Below are 17,109 nucleotides of genomic sequence, written 5' to 3'. Positions count from 1 at the left end.
AAATGGCAATGGTCGGCAACTCTTAAAAAAGCCCGGGGAGCTCGATCACCTCCGCTCGCCGATTGCGCAAAGCCCTCCTTGTGGGAGAGGGTGGATCGCATGAGCGAAGCGAATGCGAGCCGGGTCAGGGGTTTGTCTCCGCAGAGACGGTGCGCTTGCGGAGACGAACCCCTCACCCAAATGAGCATGACGCCGGCATCGGTGTAGCCCTCTCCCACAAGGGGAGAGGGCGCAGCCATCGGCTGCCGTAGCAGTCATCAACCCTGCAAACGCCGCAGCATCTCGATTGACAGTATCAACCGTGCGTCGGTGCGAGATTAAAATAGCCAGCGCCCACAAGCGCCGAACTACTTCACACCCAGCAGTTCGACATCGAACATCAAGGTCGCGTTCGGCGGGATCACGCCGCCGGCGCCGCGGGCGCCATAGCCGAGCTGTGGCGGGATGATCAGCGTGCGCTTGCCGCCGACCTTCATGGTGGCGACGCCCTCGTCCCAGCCGGCGATCACGCGCTTCATGCCGATCGGGAATTCGAACGGCTCGTTGCGGTCGACCGAGGAGTCGAATTTCTTGCCCTTCTGCCCGTTCTCATAGAGCCAGCCGGTGTAGTGCATCACGCAGGTCTGACCAGGCTTCGGCGAAGGACCGGTTCCCTCCTGGGTGTCGATGATCTGCAGTCCTGAGGGCGTGGTCATGGTTTTTCCTTTGGTTTGCGCCAGGGCAGACGCAGGTGCGGCAATGGACATCATTGCCGCCAGCGCGAGCGCCATCGCCGGCATAATCGCAATTGTTCTCAGTGTTGAGCGCCGCATCCTAAGAGCCGCCTTTACTGTTCAAACGGGAGCGCTGTTTAGCGCAAGGCGGCCCGTCTTTCCAGTCGGAGATGTCAGCGCTCAGATCTCGAGCTTTTCCAGCCGGACCGGCAACTTGCGGATGCGCTGGCCGGTGGCGTGGAAGATCGCGTTGCAGACCGCCGCATTGGTGCCGACATTGCCGAGCTCGCCGAGCCCCTTCACACCTGCCGGATTGACATGGTCGTCCTACTCCGACAGCAGGATCACCTCGACGCTCGGCACGTCGGCGTTCACCGGCGCGCCCGATAGCCTGCGATAGGCCCTGGCGTTGCCGTGCACGTCGGGCAAATCACTTATGCGATTTTCACGTCAGAGCTTACTCGGCGGGGCCCCTTTTAGCCGGTAAAATCGCTCGCGCCGAAAAACGAAGTTCGGCAGCGTTTTCAATGCGAACATCGTCGCCCTGCTTCCCTGCAAAAATATTTCTGTTTCTGTTTTACAGAAATCATGATTGTCTGCGTATATCCGGCCTCACTCGGAGGGGCGTTGCGCGCGATCGTCACGACACGCGAGGCGGGGAGCGGTGGCCGCGAGAGATCGCAGCATTCTCCTGAACTAGGGGGTGCCGACGAACGATCTCTCGCGGACGTGAAGTCGCAGCGTCCTGACACCCCGATGCTGGTGTTACGTTCGCGACGGCGCTAACGCGCCGCGTGGATCATGGTGGCCAACAAGCCCGGCGCACCAGGGAGACTGCGTATAAGCGTGAAGACCATCGCGCGGGGAATGCCGGATGTTCGGCTGAACCTGTGGTACCTGCCGCCTGCATTCTTTGACGCAGGCGGGCCATGGGTGAGGCCTTCACCCGGCATTCCCTGCGCCCTCCGTCCTATCAGGAGGGACATGCTGCTCCTATGCCTCGGGCGCGATACGCCGCGAGAATGCGATGCCATGCCGATCGATGTTGACCGCTGTTCGAGATGTGAAACCGCTCTCTCCCATCGTCGTCCCGGGCAAGCCGCAACGCGCGCCAGCGCGTCGTGGCGCCGACCCGGACCCAAACGCCGCGGCGGACGTCGTTTGCGAGATGGCCAGCGCGCCTGCCCCGAACGACGTCCTGGGATTATGGGTCCCCGCGTTCGCGGGGACGACAGGGTGCTTGTTGATGCAGCGGTTGATCCGCAGGAGGGGTTGTCAGAAGAGAGGACACGGCGCGACGCACGCAGCATCGCACGCGCGCCTTTGCCCCATCCTACGAACGATCAACCACCGTCATTGGGAGGAGCCAACGGGTCCGCGCGAAGCGCGGCCCGATGACAGGCTCCGCGACGAAGCAATCCAGAATCGCAGTCATGTCTCTGGATCGCGTCGCTGCGCTCGCGATGACGGGTGCAACAACAGCTTCCGCCGGCTCAATAGCCCAGCGCGCAGCCGTCCTTGCGCGGGTCGGAGCCGCCGGTGAGCGTGCCCTTGTCCCAGTCGATCCAGATCGCCTGGCCGCCGCCGAGCGGCGCCACCAGCTTGGTGGTCTTGTGACCGATCCGCTCGAGACCCTCGACGACATCAGCCGGGATGCCGTCCTCGAGCTGATAGACGCCCTCGTAGTGCAGGCCGCGCGCCATGTCGATCGCCTCCTGCACGTCGCAGCCGTAATCGAGCATGTTGGTCAGCACGTGGGTCTGGCCGGTCGGCTGATACTGGCCGCCCATCACGCCATAGGACATCTGCGCGCGCCCCGCTTTGGTGACCAGGGCCGGGATGATCGTATGCAGCGGCCGCTTGCCGGGGCCGATGCAGTTCGGATGGCCGGGCTGGATGCGGAAGCCGCCGGCGCGGTTCTGCAGCAGCACGCCGGTTTTGTTGGAGATGATCGCCGAGCCAAAGGAATGCGCCACCGAGTTGATGAAGGAGCAGACGTTGCGGTCGCGATCGACGACCGTGATATAGACGGTATCCGGATTCATCGGCGGGGCGACGTTCGGCAGGTCGAGCAGCCGCTCCATGCTGATCTTGCCGATGTACTCGTCGGCGAAATCCCTGGCCAGAATGCTGGCGACCTCGGTCGTCATATGCGCGGGATCGCCGATATGCTGCTCGCGAAGCATATAGGCGATGCGGGCGGCCTCGGCTTCCAGATGCATGCGCTCGACCGAGAGCGGCGCAACCTTGGTGAGATCGAAACGCGACAGGATGTTCAGCATCACCAGCATGGTGATGCCCGGGCCGTTCGGCGGGCACTGCCAGACGTCGTGGTCCTTGTACACCGTGCCGATCGGCGCGGTGACCTCGGTTCGGTGATTGGCAAAATCCTCCAGCGTGTGGAGACCGCCGATGCCGCGCAGGGTCTCGACGATGTCCTCGGCGATCGCGCCGGTGTAGAAGGCCTTCGGCCCCTCTTTGGCGATCGCACGCAGGGTCTGCCCCAATTCGGGCTGGTGGATCACGTCGCCTGCAGCTGCGGGCTTGCCATGCGGCAGCAAATACCGCTCGGTGTTGGTGCCGTTCTTCAGCTTCTCGAACTGGTTCTTCCAGTCGAAGGCGATGCGCGGCGCCACCACATAGCCCTCTTCCGCCGCACGGATGGCCGGCTGCAACAGCCGGTCGAGGCCGAGCCGGCCGTGGTCCTGCAGGATGCGGTGCCAGGCGTCGATCGCGCCGGGCACCGAGACCGCATGCGCCGAGGTCAGCGGCACCGAATGGATCTTGCGCTCGAGATACCACTCGACGTCGGCCGCCATCGGCGCCCGGCCGGAGCCGTTATAGGCCGTGATCTTGCCTTCGCCCTTCGGCTGCACCAGCGCGAAGCAGTCGCCGCCGATGCCGGTCGACTGCGGCTCGATCACCGCGAGCAGCGCGGCAGCCGCCACCGCCGCATCCGCCGCGGTGCCGCCGGCGCGCATCACCTCGATCGCGGCCAGGGCGGCCTGCGGATGGGACGTCGCAACCATGGCGTTCAGGGCGTGAACCGTGGACCTGCCGGGAAAGTGGAAGCTTCTCATTCTTTCTCGCTGCGTTCTGACAGAAGGGCGAAGGAACCCGCGTTGCCGGCCGTCATGGCATATTCCTTGCCGCCTGGGCAATGGCCTGGGATACCAGCTTTTCCGATGGCTGGTCTGCTGGTAAACGGCCGCATGGCTTTCAAGGTTGCCGCTTTCTATCAATTCACCGCGCTGCCGGATTTTGGGGCATTGCGCGCGCCGCTGCTCGACCTCTGCGCCCGGCTCGGGTTGAAGGGCAGTGTGCTGCTCGCGCAGGAGGGGATCAACGGGACATTGGCCGGCAGCAGCGAAGCGATCGACGGACTGATCGATCAATTCCGCCATGGGCCGCTGTTCGGCGGCCGGCTCGACAATCTCGAACTGAAATTTTCGGCTGCGCGCGCCATGCCGTTTCAGCGCCTGAAGGTGCGGCTGAAGCGGGAGATCGTCACGCTGGGCGATCCGGCGGCCGATCCGACACGCCAGGTCGGGACCTATGTCGATCCCGCTGATTGGAACGCGCTGATCAGCGCGCCGAACGTGCTCCTGCTCGACACCCGCAACGCATTCGAAGTGGCGATGGGCACGTTCGAAGGCGCCATCGACCCCGCGATCAGGAGCTTCGGCGAGTTCAAGGATTTTGCAGCCGCTCGTCTCGATCCTGCAAAGCACAAGAGGGTCGCGATGTTCTGCACCGGCGGCATCCGCTGCGAGAAGGCCAGCTCGCTGCTGCTCGCCCGCGGCTTTGCCGAGATCTACCATCTCAAGGGCGGCATCCTCAAATATCTGGAAGAGATTCCGGAAAGCGAGAGCCGCTGGCGCGGCGGATGCTTCGTGTTCGACGAGCGCGTCGCCCTCGGCCACGGCTTGACGGAGCATGTCACGCAATCCCAGCAAGAGGGCACAAGCGATGAATGAAACCGGAGAGCTGGAGTCAACCGAGGAACTGAGCGAGCGGATTGATGCGCTGGAAGCGCGCGTGATGTTCCAGGACGATACGATCGAGACGCTGAATCAGACGGTCATGGTGCAGTGGCGGGAGATCGAGGCGTTGAAGCGGCAGATCGCGCTGCTCGGTGAGCGGCTCGAAGAGGCCGAGGCGAATACGGACGGCCCGACCAACGAGCCGCCGCCGCACTACTAGCCCCGAAATTCAGGCCTGCGCAGCAGCCGGGACAATGCTTGGCGCAAACGCCATAACGTCGCTCGCCATGATGACGCGGTCGCGGCCGCCGTCCTTGGCGGCGTAGAGCGCGCGATCGGCGGCCTCGATCAATGAGGCGGGTCCGGCGGAACGTTCGCTGCCCGGCCGGCATACCGCGCCGCCAAGGCTCGCGGTCACGATCTCCGAAGGCGGGTTTGCCCGGTGCGGGATGGCCGCCTCGCGGACCGCGCGGCGGATCCGCTCGCCGAAGCGCGCGCAGCCGGCCAGATCGGTGTTGGGCAGCAGGATCGCGAATTCCTCCCCGCCGTAGCGCGCCGCGAGGTCGGAGCTGCGTTGAGCCTCGTCGGCCAGGATGACCGCGACCGTGTGCAGGCATTCGTCTCCAGCCGGATGGCCATAGCTGTCGTTGAATGCCTTGAATTGATCGATGTCGATGATCAACAGCGCCAGCGAGGTCTTCTCGCGATAGGCGCGCCCCCATTCTTCCAGCAGCCGTTCATCGAAGCGGCGGCGATTGGCAAGGCCGGTGAGGCCATCCTCGATCGCAAGCGTCTCAAGCTTGCCCTGCAGGGCTTTCTGCTGGCTGACGTCACGCGTGATCGCGACAAAGCCGTCGAGCCGGCCGTCGTCCGTGCGGGTGCCGCGCAATGTCGTCTCGACCCAGATATCCGACTTGTCGCGTCGCCGGATGCGATAGGTCGCACGCCCCTCTTCGGTTTCGCCACGCTTGATCGAGGCCATGATCTCCTCGATCTGCGGCAGGTCGAGGGCGTGGATCCCAGCGAGCGCCCGTTTGCCGAGCAGCTGCGCCGGTTGCCAGCCAAGCAGCCGAAGCACCGACGGGGAGACATAGCGAATACGCTCGTCCAGGCCGATCCGGGTGACGATATCGCTCGAGCCCTCCGCGAGCAGGCGGAAGCTCTCTTCGTTGGACGTCAATGCCAAGGCCAGGCGGCGCCCCTGCAGCAGCAGCCGCACCAGGAAGATTCCGATCGCGCAGATCAGAAGGACGAGGCCGACGACCATGGCGATCCGGACATAGAAGTGCCTCGTCCATTCTGCCAACACGTCCTCCCGCGTCCGTGTGGCCACCAGCAGGAACGGATAGCGCTGCGCGCGTTGATAGAACGTGATCCGTTCGGAGTCGTCCTGCGGCAGCCGCACGTGCAGAATTCCAAAGCTCGGATGGAAGGGGATGTCGTCGACAACCGATTGCCGCTCCATGTCAGGGACCGGATCGACGCTATGCGCGAGCATCGCTCCGTCGCGGCTCATCAGACTGATCGTGCCATGCGGACCGACATCGAATTGCCGGTAGAATTCAGAAAAGTAGGCGACGTCGATGGTGGCGAGCACCACGCCTGCAAAGCGGCCGTCGGGATGATTCCAGCGGCGGGACAAGGTGATGACCCACTGGCCGCCGGCCTTGCTCTGCACCGGCCTGCCGATCAAAAGCGACCGGTCCGCCGAGCGCCGATGATGGCTGAAATAGTCACGATCGGCATTGTTGTAGTTCGACAGGGCCACGTTCTCGGTCGTCGCGAGCCACCGCCCCGTCTCGTCATAGGCGAACACGCCGCGGACACGGCCGAGGCTGGATTTGGTGCTGTTGAAAATGCCCTGCAGCCGCAGAACGGCGGGGCCGCTTCCGTCCTCGCCCTCAAGTTCGCTCACGACGCCGCGGATAATCGTGTCCGCGAGCTCGACCGTGTCCTCGACATGCTGGGCGAGCGAACGCGTCAGATTGCCGAGCTCGACCTCCGCGCCGCGCAGTTCGTTGTCACGCGAAGCCCATTCGCTCCAACCGCTCAACGCAAGAATAGCCGTGCACACCGCCACGACGAAAACAGCCGCCCACACAGGCAGGCGGCTCAGTCGAACCTTATGCGCGACGACGTCCATTCCGCGGGACTCTCCGGATCGACGGAAAATCCCACGCACATCTTATTTATCTCTGAAATCAAACGCCAATCGGTTGCATTGGGCCACGCCTGCACGACCGTAAGACTACGGCCAGTGCCGTATAATTACGGGTCATCGCAATGCTCGAGCTTCGATCGAACAGTAGAAGAGTCTTCACGCCGACCGCACGCCCGACAGCTCAGCGCACGAAGATGGATCGCACCTTGTCCCAGAGCGACGGGCTGTGGAGCTCCCCACTTTGATCGTCCACGCTGTGCATCTTCCTTGTCGCAACGGAAGGCTGCTGCAAGCTCACCGGATCGGAAGCAGGAAACGTGTCCCTCAGCCCCTTGTCGAGCTGCGTCGGCATCTCGCGATCGAGGCGTGCCGCCTCGCGCGGGTCCACCGCATGCTTGTCGTGAGGCGCGGGATTGAAGCTCTCGGCCATGATCAGTCTCCCTTTGGGGAGACAACGCGCAGGAAAAATCCGCGTTCCGTCCGGATCGGCCCCGATCGGGGCACACGGAACGGGATTGATGTTGGCCGGAACCGCGACCCCATGTATCACGTGCGGTAAATTGGTCCCGATGACTGTGGAGCTCCGAGCTTGAACCAGACCGTGACGAACAAGCCCTTCATCGCCGTGCTCTCGGGTCAGAGACAGGCGGTCCCGCCGATCTGGATGATGCGCCAGGCGGGCCGCTACCTGCCGGAATATCGCGAGGTTCGCGCCAAAGCCGGCGGCTTCCTCGATCTGTGCTTTTCGCCCGAGCTTGCGGCCGAGGTGACCCTGCAGCCGATCCGCCGCTTCGGTTTCGATGCCGCCATCATCTTTTCCGACATCCTGGTCGTTCCATACGCGCTCGGCCGCAGCGTGCGCTTCGAGGTCGGCGAAGGTCCGCGCCTTGAGCCGCTGGACACGCCCGAGAAGATCTCGGCGCTGGCGACGGAGGCCGATTTCTCCAAACTGGAGCCGGTGTTCGAAGCGCTGCGCCGTGTCCGTGGCGTGCTTGCGCCGAGCACGGCCCTGATCGGCTTCTGTGGCGCGCCGTGGACGGTGGCGACCTACATGGTCGCCGGCCAAGGCACGCCCGATCAGGCGCCGGCGCGCCTTCTCGCCTATCGGCATCCTGAGGCCTTCAGCAAAATCATCGACGCGCTGGTTGGGACGTCGATTGCTTATTTGCTGAAGCAATTGGACGCCGGCGCCGATGCGCTGCAGATCTTCGACACCTGGGCCGGCGTGCTCTCGCCGCGTGAATTCGCGCGCTGGTCAATGGAGCCGACGCGCCGCATCGTTGAAGGCGTCCGCAGCGCACGGTCTGATGCGAAGATCATCGGATTTCCGCGGGGTGCCGGCGCGCTTCTGCCGAGCTATGTGGCGGCGACCGGCGTTGATGCCGTCAGCATCGACTGGACGGCGGAGCCGAAGCTGATCCGCGAACAGGTGCAGAGCAAGGTTGCCGTGCAAGGCAATCTCGACCCGCTGGCGCTGATCACCGGCGGCGCAGCGCTCGATCAGGCGGTGGATGATGTGCTGGCGAGCTACGCTCAGGGACCGCACATCTTCAATCTCGGCCACGGCATCCTACCGGAGACGCCGATCGCGCATGTCGAGCAGATGGTCGCGCGGGTGCGCGCCTATCGCGGTTGACCGTTAGCGCGGCCGGCTGCGCTCGATCAGTTCGGCCGCGCCATTGGCGAGCAGCTCGAGCCCGATCGCGCGACCAAGCTCACGGGGGCGGTCGGCGGGCCCAGTGCGTTGCGCCTCGATGAAGCGATCGCCGGCTTCGTCGAGCACGGAGGCAGTCAAGGTCATCTGCGCACCGTCGATGGTCGCAAAGCCCGCGATCGGCGAGTTGCAATGGCCGTTGAGGACCCATAGCACCTCGCGCTCGGCATCGGCACAGGCACGCGCAGCCGGATCATCGATCGTGGATAGAACGCGGCGCGTCTCCCAGTCGGAGCCGACGCACTCGACCGCGACGATGCCCTGCCCAACGGCCGGCAGCATGTCGGCAACCGGAAACTCGTAACTGGCACGATCCGCAAGCCCGACCCGCTCGAGCCCCGACCGGGCCATGATCAGCGCATCCGCCGGACCGACTGCACCGCCATCCGGCAGCCGCTGCAGCTCGCGATGATCGAGCTTGCGAATGCGGGTGTCGGCGGCCCCGCGGAAGTGGATCACTTGCGCATTCGGAAACAGCCGCCTTGCATAGGCTGCGCGCCTGACAGCGTTGGTGCCGATCTTGAAGCCGGTGCCGCCGTCGCGGCGGAAGTCCTCCAGCGAAAGGCCCTGCCGCAGCACCAGCACGTCCCCGGGTGGATCACGCGACAACAGGGCAGCGACGACCAGCCCCGGCGTCTCCTCATTGCCGGGCATGTCTTTCAGAGAATGCATCGCCGCATGCAATTGGCCGGCGAGCATGGCGCGCCGGATCTCGGCCACGAACGCCCCACCCTTGCCGCCGTGGGTCAACAGCTTGCTGGTCTGGTCGGCGTCACCCGTGGTCTCGAATTTGACGATCTCGACATCGAGCGAAGGGATCGCCGCCGTCAGGCGCCGTGCGATCTCCTCGGTCTGCGCCAAGGCCATGGTGCTCTTGCGTGTGCCGATCCGAAAACGAGTCACCAATTTTGTTCCTGCTTAGTGCGCGTCCTGCAAGATCATGTCGGAGGCCTTCTCCGCGATCATGATCACCGGCGCGTTGGTATTGCCCGAGACCAGATCGGGCATGATCGAGGCGTCCACCACGCGCAAGCCGTCAATGCCGCGCAGGCGCAACCGCTCGTCGACCACGGCCAGCGCATCATTCCCCATCCGGCAGGTCGAGGTCGGATGATAGATCGTGCTCCCTGTCTGCCGGCAATAGGCCAGGATCTCCTCGTCGGCAACCACTTTCGATCCGGGATAGGCCTCGTCGGTCACATAGGCCCTTAGCGCGGGGGCGGCCAGGATTTTCCGGAGGATACGGAGGCCATCGATATTGGCGCGGCGGTCGGTCTCGCTGGCGAGATAATTGATGCGGATTTCGGGCGCCGCCGCCGGATCGGCGCTCCTGATCTGGAGCGAGCCGCGGCTTTCCGGTCGCAGCTGGCAGACCGAGGCGGTGAAGCCCGAATAGGTGTGCAACGCCTCGCCCATTTTGTCGGTCGAGAACGGGATGAAATGGATCTGGATGTCGGGGCTCGCCAGCCGCGGATCGGTCTTGAAGAAGGCCCCCGCCGTGCCGGCCGCGATTGTCAGCGGCCCCGTGCGAAACGCGGCATAGCGGGCGCCGGCCAGCACCCGGCGCACGGGATGATGGACGATATCGTTCAAGGTGATGCGTTGGCTGCATCGCATCACGATCCGCACCTGCATATGGTCCTGCAGGTCACTGCCAACACCGGGCGCGTCGAACACGACATCAATGCCGTGCCGCTTCAACAGTTCGGCCGGGCCGACACCGGACAATTGCAGGAGCTGCGGAGAATTATACGCGCCGCTGGAGACCAGGATCTCCCGGCGGGCCCGCGCCGTGCGCAAGCGCCCATGCTGGCGGAATTCCACTGCACGGGCTCTGCGTCCTTCGAAGACAATCCGCTCGACCTGCGCATCGGTCTCGATGTGCAGGTTGCTGCGGTGCTTCGCCGGACGCAGATAGCAGAACGCGCTGCTCGCGCGCCGACCGCGGATCGTCGTGGTCTGAAAGAAGCCGGCGCCCTCCTGGGCCGCGCCGTTGAAATCAGGGTTATAGGGAAGGCCGGTCTCGACAGCGGCCTTGACGAACGCTTCCGAAAGCGGATCCTCGTGCCGCCAATCCGACACCGAAAGCGGTCCGCCAGCCCCGTGATAGTCGTCGGCGCCGCGCTGCTGATTTTCCGCCCGCTTGAAATAGGGCAGCACGTCCTGATAGCCCCAGCCGACATTGCCGCGCTGGCGCCAGCGATCATAATCCTCGTGCTGGCCGCGCACGTAGAGCAGCCCGTTGATCGAGCTGGAGCCGCCGAGCACCTTGCCGCGAGGCTGAAACACTGAGCGGCCGTCCAGCCCGGGTTCGGGCTCGGTCTGATACATCCAGTTGACGGACTTGTCCTTGAACAGCTTGCCGTAGCCGAGCGGCACGTGGATCCAGATGTTGCTGTCTTTGGGACCAGCTTCGAGGAGCAGCACCTTGTGCTTGCCGTCGGCGCTCAGCCTGTTGGCAAGCACGCAACCGGCGGAACCCGCACCGATGACGACGTAGTCAAATTCCAAATCCGTTTCGTGCGAAGCCGCGCGACTGCCGCTCATGTCTCCTCCGGACTGCTTATTGTTGTCCAGACTTGGAGATACCAAATCGGCGCGACAGGCAAGGGGCAAAATCGGCGAGCGGAGGCAATGAGAAGGAGCGCACGACGTGGGCCATGAGAGGTGATCCACGCCGCGCAGCAGGTTAGTTGCGGGTGATTGTGCTGTTACGCGTCACCGTGCCGCCGTTCGGACCAGTGACAGTTGCGCTGTGATTGCAGGCGCCGCCCGCGCATGTGGTGCTGCCCTGGCGGGTGGCGGTGCGGCCGGCCGGACCTGTGAAGCTCTGGCTGGAGCTGCAGCTGCCACCGGCGCAGGAGCCCGAACCCGACGAATGCCAGGTGCCGCCGCGGGGTCCTACTCCGCCGCCGGAACGGGTCCAGGCATTGGCCGCGGAAGCCTGAAAAACGACAAACGCCGCCACCAGCGACAGCGAAGCGAGAGCAGATTTACGCATGGTCATGAGATCCTTTTTCACTGACACCGGCTTGGCGTCGTGATCAGGATCATCGGGTGAGTTTGCCGGGGTGTTGCGACAAGAAGCAGACGGCGTAACAAAGTGTAACGCCGCCAGCGGTCATGACTGAGAGAATACTGTTGGACTGCGCCGCAGACCCTGCGCTGATCGGAACCGGCCCACTTAGTGACTCGCAGCCAGCAATCGCGCCGTGTGGCGGGCGATCATCATCTCCTCATTCGTATTGATGACGAAGACGCGGACGCGCGACCGATCCGACGAGATCACGGTTTCACCGGCCTGGTTTCTGATGTCGTCGAGTTCGATCCCGAGCCATTCAAAACCTTGACAGACGTGCTCGCGAACTCGCCAGGCGTGCTCACCGATGCCGCCGCAGAATACGACAGCGTCAAGGCCCGAGAGAATGGCAGCCATCGAGCCGAGCTCGCGGCGGATGCGGAAGACGAAATAGTCGATCGCCTGCGCCGCTTCGCGGGTCCCGGCCGCTTCCAATTCGCGCATGTCCTGCGACAGGCCGGAGAGGCCCTTCAGCCCGGACTGCTTGTAGAGCAGATCGGTGATCTGCTCGGCCGTCATTCCCTTTTCCTGCAACAGATACAGCACAACGCCGGGATCGAGCTGGCCGCAGCGTGTGCCCATCGGCAGACCATCGAGCGCCGTGAACCCCATCGAGGAGCCGACGCTCTGGCCGTCGCGGATCGCGCACATCGAGGCGCCATTGCCGAGATGCATGACGACGACCCTGCCCTGCTCGTAGAGCGGCGCAATCTGCTTCATATGCTCGATGATATATTCGTAGGACAGGCCGTGAAAACCGTAGCGCCGGATGCCTTCGTCGTAGAACTGTCGCGGCAGCGCGTAGGCGTCGTTGACCCAGGGATGCGAACGATGGAAGGCGGTGTCGAAGCAGGCGACCTGCAGCGCATCCGGAAAGGCCTTGTGTGCCGCATGGACGCCGGCGAGGTTGTGCGGCTGGTGTAGCGGCGCCAACGGAATCAGTTTTGCCAGCTTCTCGATATTGGTGCTGTCGAGTACGATGGATTCTGAGAATTCGATGCCACCGTGCACGACGCGGTGTCCGACAGCCTCGATCGCGGTCCGCCCGATGGTCTTGTCAAGTAACGCCAGCACGAGGCTAAGAGCGACCTCATGATCGGCTGCCTTGGCCGCATCGACATGCTCGTCGACGACCTTGTGACCGCCCTGCTCGGCCGTCAGATGTGGATCGTGAGCGCCGAGCCCTTCGATCTGGCCACGGATGCGTTCGACGAGTTCGGCCTGGCCTTCGAACAGCGCGAACTTGATGGAGGACGAACCTGAATTGAGGGTGAGGATGTGCTTCACTATTCAGCCGCCTGATCGAGATGGATGCGCGCCCGACCGCCATCCTTCCACGCTTTATACAGCGACGCGATGGCGCAGGATGCAAGCCGCGCCTTGTCGCCGTCGGCGCGGCTGGTCAGAATGATCGGAACGGTGGCGCCGAGCGCAAGCCCGGCGGCCTCCGCCTGAGCAGCGAAAACGAGCTCCTTGGCGAGCATGTTCCCGGCCTCCAAGTTCGGCACGATCAGAATGTCGGCATGACCGGCAACGAGCGAAGTGATCCCCTTGGTCTTGGCGGCCGTGACGTCGATCGCGTTGTCCATGGCCAGCGGTCCATCGACCACGGCGCCTCGGATCTGGCCGCGATCGGCCATCTTCGCGAGCACTGCGGCATCAAGCGTCGATGGAATCTGCGGGTTCACGGTCTCGACCGCGGAGAGCACCCCGACCTTAGGCTTCTCGATCCCAAGCGCGAGCGCAACGTCAATCGCATTCTGGGTGATATCGACTTTGGCCGTCAGATCTGGAGCGATGTTGATGGCCGCATCCGAGACGATCAGCACGTGATCGAGTCCAGGCACATCCATCACGAAGGCGTGGCTGAGACGTCGGCTGGTGCGGAGGCCGCCGTCATGCTTGACCACATGATGCAAGAGCGCATCCGTATGCAGATGCCCCTTCATCAGCGCGTCTGCCTTGCCGCTGCGGACCAGGGCCACGCCCGCAGCCGCCGCGGCGTCGTCACCACCCACATCGAGGATCTCGACGCCGGTCAGATCGAGGCCAAGATCCTTCGCGACGGCCGCGATTGTTGCCGCCGTCCCCACGAGAACGGGGCGGATCAGACCGTGGTCAGCCGCCAGCATCGCACCGCCGAGCGAGCTCTGGTCTTCCGGAACGACGACAGCGGTGACCAGCGGCGGCAAACCTTCGCAGGCTTTCAAGAGGCGGTCAAAGTGGCGATGCCGCTGGATCAGAAGCTCGGGCACGATGCTGTCGTCAGCATGCACCTTGCGCGCGGGCGCCAGCACCTCGGCCACGCCTTCGGCAACGCAGTCGCCGCCCCGCCCCGTGATCACCGTGTCGAGCCGGACCACGCCTTCGGGAAGTTTTTCGCGCACGGTCACGGTGACATTCAATTCGTCGCCGACATGCACGCGATTGATGAATCGAAAGCTCTGTGCCTTGTACAGCGTGCCGGGGCCCGGCAGGATATTACCGAGCACGGCGGAGACCAATGCGCCGATCCACATCGCCGGCGCTATCGCGTCCGACCACGCTTCGCCGTTCTGTTCAGGCATATGCAACGGGTTGAGATTGCCCGAGGCATGGGCGAAGATATAGAGGTCGTTGGCGGTGCAGACGCGCTTGATCGAACCGGTATCGCCAACCTTCAGTTCATCATAGAGCCTGTTCTCGCGGATCATGCTGCGGATTCCTTCAATCGCGACGACGCCCCCGAGCCCGTCCGGCTGCGCTCGGCGCCGTCATCCCCGGTAGGAGACGCGACAGCTCCCTCCGGATCGTACCAGTCCCGCGCCATCGTCAGCAGCGTCCGCTGGAAGCGCTTGAACATCGCAACGGTCGGCGCATCCATGTCCGCGATCGGACCCGCGACATCGAGCACGAGGTTGAGCGCGCTGTAACGATCGACGGGATCGCTGAGCAGATCTTCCAAACTCGTGATCGCTTCCGGGCCTGCGAACTCCACGATCAGCGACTGCTCATAGATCATGCGGCTGCGCATCTCCGGCGTCATCGAGTTGAACGGCGGACGGGAATGCAACAGCCGGTCAGAACGTTCCAGCCGGTCGCGCCGGACCGAGCCGCGTGTGCGCGCCAGCAGGATCAGCATCCGCACGATGCCCTCGGCATAGCCGCCGAGCTTGGCTTTCCTGACCGCCTCCTGGATATGCGGCAGGCGGCTGACGTCATGGGACTGTCGACGCGCCCGGCGCAGCGTCCCCAGATGCTTCATCCACGGTGTTCCATACAGGCCATGGAAGAGGAGCTCGATTCCGGCATCGCGGCTGTCGCGATAGAGGTCCCAGCTGCGTTCGATGGCATCGGCGACCATCTTCTCGAGCTTCAAAAGCGGATTGTCCGTGGCGGCCGGTGCACGGTGCGTGCGCATCTCATGTGCAAGCTCCCCGATATTGACCAGCAGCGGATTGCGATGCGAGAGCAGATATTGCTGCTGACGCAGCGGATGCAGCCGCTTCTGTGCCGCTGCGACGTCGGGCGTCACCAGCGCCTGCAGCATCGGCTGCAAGGTCAGCTCGTAGGTCTTGGTTGCCCATTCCGACCAGCCGGCCACAGCGGCAAACTCAACCTCTTCGTCGCGGCCATCATCGAGTTTGAGGACATCGTCGATGCTGCGCGCCTCGAACGAAACCGTGGTGGCTTCGCCGCTCTTCACGATCAACATCTCGTAGAGGCCGGGGGCAAGCGATTCGATGGTCTTGATCACCGAGCCGATCTGCTCGTGCTGCCTATTGGCGACCTGGGCAGAGACGAAGATGCCGAGATGGCCGATCGAGTCATGCAGCGTATAGATGATGACGCGGCCACTGGCCTCGATCTCCTTGGCCGTGGGATAGAGATCCGGAATCCAGTTCAATGCCTGTTGCGGCGGAGTGATGTTGTCGCCGTGGGAGGCGAACACGATTACCGGTGCCTCGATGCGCTTGAGATCGACCGGCGTGCCGTCGCTAAGTACGGCCTCGCCCCGCGTCAGGCGATTGCCGATAAAGAGGTTCTCGACGATCCAGCGGATCTCGTTCTCATTCATGAAATAGAAACCGGACCACCATCGCTCGAAATCGAGAAAGTGGCTGGCGTCGCGGTCGACGTTCGCGAAGAGATCGTAGTTCTTGCGGAACCAAGTCTTGCCGGGATTGAGCATCTCGAAATTGAGCACCAGATTGGCGCCGTCGAACTTGCCGCCGCCGAGATCCGCGGTAAGCGCGGCCGGCACCGCACCACCGGCGATGCCGCCGAAATAGCGAAACGGATTGCGACCCGTCTCGCCTGCCCAATAGGACAGCGGCGCGCCGGCGATGACCACCGGTCCCATCAGATCCGGATGTGTCGCAGCTAGGATCATCGCCGCCCAGCCGCCCTGGCAATTGCCGGTCACCAGCGGCTTCGGCGCACGCGGGTGCCGGCTATGCACCTCGCGCAGGAACGCTGCCTCGGCCGCGCAGACATCGGCCAAGGTCTGGTCTGGCTCGGGATCGCGGAAGAAAATGACGAAATACACGGGATGACCATGCTTGAGCGCGACGCCGACCTCTGACTCGCTCTTGAAGCCGCCGATGCCGCTGCCGTGACCGGCGCGCGGGTCGATGATGACCCACGGCCGGGCATCCTCACGCGGCGCTGCCGTGCCGGCCGGGGGATGGATTCGGACCAGGGCGTAATTTACGGGATCAGGCAGCGTACGGCCGTCGACGATCATGTCGTAATCGAAGGCAAGCACTGGCCGAAAGCCATCCTTCTCGCGTTCGATCGCCGCGTCGCCACGCTGACACAAGGTGTCAAGGAACAGCACGAAACGCTGGCCAGCATCGCGGATGTACTCGGCCGCCTGCGCATCGGCACGTGGGATCAGCAGATCGGGCAGCAGATCGCGCCAGCCAGTCCATGCGGCGGTGGCCGCTTGCAGCTGATTGTGGCCGATCGCCTGTGCATGCCGGGCGCTCAGCGCCGCGAGCATTTGCATCTGCTCGCCGGCATTGGCCCATGTGTCATGGATAGCCTGTGAATAGCGCGAGTTCATCTCGGAATCGATCATGCCTCTGACCTGCGGTGTGACGTCGATGTGGCCCCCGGATACGGCTGACCTCGTCGATCAAGCCGCCGAATTTTCATGTCGTTACGCATATCAAGGTGCAGAAGAACGTCGGTCGCCAACTTTTCAGCAAGCGGCCGGACGAAGCCGACGGACTTGTCGTCCCGATAAGTGATCGCGAGATCGACACCTTGGGTCTGAAACGCCGTGGCACAGCCGAACGCGACCGACTCTTCATGGGCGATGCCGATCAGCAGTGCTTTCTTACCGGCCAAGGAAGACACGCGCGTCCTTCTCCAGATGCGTCGGTTGCGACGATAGAGGCGATTTGTGATGGTCGTTCGCGCGCGGCAGACTCAAGCGGCACCACGCCGCGTTTGGTCTGTCACGAGTTGGTGCG

Annotated in this window: 14 protein-coding genes and 1 pseudogene; 3 read left to right on the top strand and 12 right to left on the bottom strand. The window is 63.8% G+C overall.

Going from position 1 to position 17,109, the window contains the following annotated elements:
- Positions 1-347: 347 nt before the first annotated feature.
- The 3 genes and pseudogenes from ACQR1W_RS16985 to ggt form a co-directional block, all read right to left on the bottom strand.
- Positions 348-779: an FKBP-type peptidyl-prolyl cis-trans isomerase gene (locus tag ACQR1W_RS16985; RefSeq protein ID WP_434851870.1), complete on the bottom strand. Its 432-nt coding sequence runs from the start codon at positions 777-779 to the stop codon at positions 348-350.
- Between the two features lie 114 nt (positions 780-893).
- Positions 894-1,091, bottom strand: a pseudogene (locus ACQR1W_RS16980) (hypothetical protein); the annotation flags it as partial.
- Between the two features lie 1,115 nt (positions 1,092-2,206).
- On the bottom strand, positions 2,207-3,793 hold the full coding sequence (gene ggt, locus ACQR1W_RS16975; protein WP_434851823.1) for a gamma-glutamyltransferase: 1,587 nt from the start codon (positions 3,791-3,793) through the stop codon (positions 2,207-2,209).
- 132 nt (positions 3,794-3,925) lie between these two features.
- Here ggt and ACQR1W_RS16970 point away from each other — a divergent pair, with 132 nt between their 5' ends.
- Together ACQR1W_RS16970 and ACQR1W_RS16965 are read left to right on the top strand one after the other, a co-directional pair.
- Positions 3,926-4,690 carry a rhodanese-related sulfurtransferase gene (locus ACQR1W_RS16970; RefSeq protein WP_434851869.1) on the top strand — a complete coding sequence of 255 codons (765 nt, stop codon included), beginning with the start codon at positions 3,926-3,928 and terminating at the stop codon, positions 4,688-4,690.
- Complete coding sequence (locus tag ACQR1W_RS16965; protein ID WP_434851822.1) at positions 4,683-4,916, top strand: SlyX family protein; 234 nt, start codon at positions 4,683-4,685, stop codon at positions 4,914-4,916. The genes ACQR1W_RS16970 and ACQR1W_RS16965 overlap by 8 nt, the downstream gene beginning before the upstream one ends.
- Before the next feature lie 9 nt (positions 4,917-4,925).
- Here the strand turns inward: ACQR1W_RS16965 and ACQR1W_RS16960 are convergent, their stop codons facing one another.
- Positions 4,926-6,839 (bottom strand): diguanylate cyclase domain-containing protein, encoded by a 1,914-nt coding sequence (locus ACQR1W_RS16960; RefSeq protein ID WP_434851821.1) that lies wholly within the window; start codon positions 6,837-6,839, stop codon positions 4,926-4,928.
- Between the two features lie 199 nt (positions 6,840-7,038).
- The gene (locus ACQR1W_RS16955; RefSeq protein WP_434851820.1) at positions 7,039-7,287 is read right to left on the bottom strand and encodes a hypothetical protein; all 249 of its coding nucleotides are present in this window, start codon (positions 7,285-7,287) and stop codon (positions 7,039-7,041) included.
- Between the two features lie 159 nt (positions 7,288-7,446).
- Here ACQR1W_RS16955 and hemE point away from each other — a divergent pair, with 159 nt between their 5' ends.
- The gene (hemE, locus tag ACQR1W_RS16950) at positions 7,447-8,493 is read left to right on the top strand and encodes a uroporphyrinogen decarboxylase (protein WP_434851819.1); all 1,047 of its coding nucleotides are present in this window, start codon (positions 7,447-7,449) and stop codon (positions 8,491-8,493) included.
- Positions 8,494-8,496: 3 nt separating this feature from the next.
- On the opposite strand, the gene hemC is transcribed toward hemE, so the two are convergent.
- The 7 genes from hemC to ACQR1W_RS16915 form a co-directional block, all read right to left on the bottom strand.
- On the bottom strand, positions 8,497-9,477 hold the full coding sequence (gene hemC, locus ACQR1W_RS16945; protein WP_434851818.1) for a hydroxymethylbilane synthase: 981 nt from the start codon (positions 9,475-9,477) through the stop codon (positions 8,497-8,499).
- Between the two features lie 12 nt (positions 9,478-9,489).
- Positions 9,490-11,118, bottom strand: coding sequence for a GMC family oxidoreductase (locus ACQR1W_RS16940; protein ID WP_434851817.1), 1,629 nt, complete (start codon positions 11,116-11,118; stop codon positions 9,490-9,492).
- 142 nt (positions 11,119-11,260) lie between these two features.
- A complete protein-coding gene (locus ACQR1W_RS16935) occupies positions 11,261-11,572 on the bottom strand; it encodes a hypothetical protein (protein ID WP_434851816.1) in 312 nt (103 codons plus the stop codon).
- A 183-nt stretch (positions 11,573-11,755) separates the two neighbouring features.
- Positions 11,756-12,937 (bottom strand): acetate/propionate family kinase, encoded by a 1,182-nt coding sequence (locus ACQR1W_RS16930; protein WP_434851815.1) that lies wholly within the window; start codon positions 12,935-12,937, stop codon positions 11,756-11,758.
- The gene (locus ACQR1W_RS16925) at positions 12,937-14,343 is read right to left on the bottom strand and encodes a bifunctional enoyl-CoA hydratase/phosphate acetyltransferase (protein WP_434851814.1); all 1,407 of its coding nucleotides are present in this window, start codon (positions 14,341-14,343) and stop codon (positions 12,937-12,939) included. Before ACQR1W_RS16925 ends, ACQR1W_RS16930 begins: the two co-directional genes overlap by 1 nt.
- Positions 14,340-16,712, bottom strand: coding sequence for a DUF3141 domain-containing protein (locus ACQR1W_RS16920; protein WP_434851813.1), 2,373 nt, complete (start codon positions 16,710-16,712; stop codon positions 14,340-14,342). The genes ACQR1W_RS16925 and ACQR1W_RS16920 overlap by 4 nt, the downstream gene beginning before the upstream one ends.
- The gene (locus ACQR1W_RS16915) at positions 16,709-16,993 is read right to left on the bottom strand and encodes an SDR family oxidoreductase (protein ID WP_434851812.1); all 285 of its coding nucleotides are present in this window, start codon (positions 16,991-16,993) and stop codon (positions 16,709-16,711) included. Before ACQR1W_RS16915 ends, ACQR1W_RS16920 begins: the two co-directional genes overlap by 4 nt.
- Positions 16,994-17,109: the final 116 nt, after the last annotated feature.

The sequence above is a fragment of the Bradyrhizobium sp. HKCCYLS1011 genome (assembly GCF_051167795.1).
Taxonomy (GTDB): Bacteria; Pseudomonadota; Alphaproteobacteria; order Rhizobiales; family Xanthobacteraceae; genus Bradyrhizobium.
This window is presented reverse-complemented; position numbering and strand designations above follow the sequence as displayed.

Bases quoted from the DNA above. Each gene is read 5' to 3' on its own strand.
- ACQR1W_RS16985 (WP_434851870.1), bottom strand. From the start codon at position 779: ATGCCGGCGATGGCGCTCGCGCTGGCGGCAATGATGTCCATTGCCGCA.
- ggt (WP_434851823.1), bottom strand. From the start codon at position 3,793: ATGAGAAGCTTCCACTTTCCCGGCAGGTCCACGGTTCACGCCCTGAAC.
- ACQR1W_RS16970 (WP_434851869.1), top strand. From the start codon at position 3,926: ATGGCTTTCAAGGTTGCCGCTTTCTATCAATTCACCGCGCTGCCGGAT.
- ACQR1W_RS16965 (WP_434851822.1), top strand. From the start codon at position 4,683: ATGAATGAAACCGGAGAGCTGGAGTCAACCGAGGAACTGAGCGAGCGG.
- ACQR1W_RS16960 (WP_434851821.1), bottom strand. From the start codon at position 6,839: ATGGACGTCGTCGCGCATAAGGTTCGACTGAGCCGCCTGCCTGTGTGG.
- ACQR1W_RS16955 (WP_434851820.1), bottom strand. From the start codon at position 7,287: ATGGCCGAGAGCTTCAATCCCGCGCCTCACGACAAGCATGCGGTGGAC.
- ACQR1W_RS16940 (WP_434851817.1), bottom strand. From the start codon at position 11,118: ATGAGCGGCAGTCGCGCGGCTTCGCACGAAACGGATTTGGAATTTGAC.
- ACQR1W_RS16935 (WP_434851816.1), bottom strand. From the start codon at position 11,572: ATGCGTAAATCTGCTCTCGCTTCGCTGTCGCTGGTGGCGGCGTTTGTC.
- ACQR1W_RS16925 (WP_434851814.1), bottom strand. From the start codon at position 14,343: ATGATCCGCGAGAACAGGCTCTATGATGAACTGAAGGTTGGCGATACC.
- ACQR1W_RS16920 (WP_434851813.1), bottom strand. From the start codon at position 16,712: ATGATCGATTCCGAGATGAACTCGCGCTATTCACAGGCTATCCATGAC.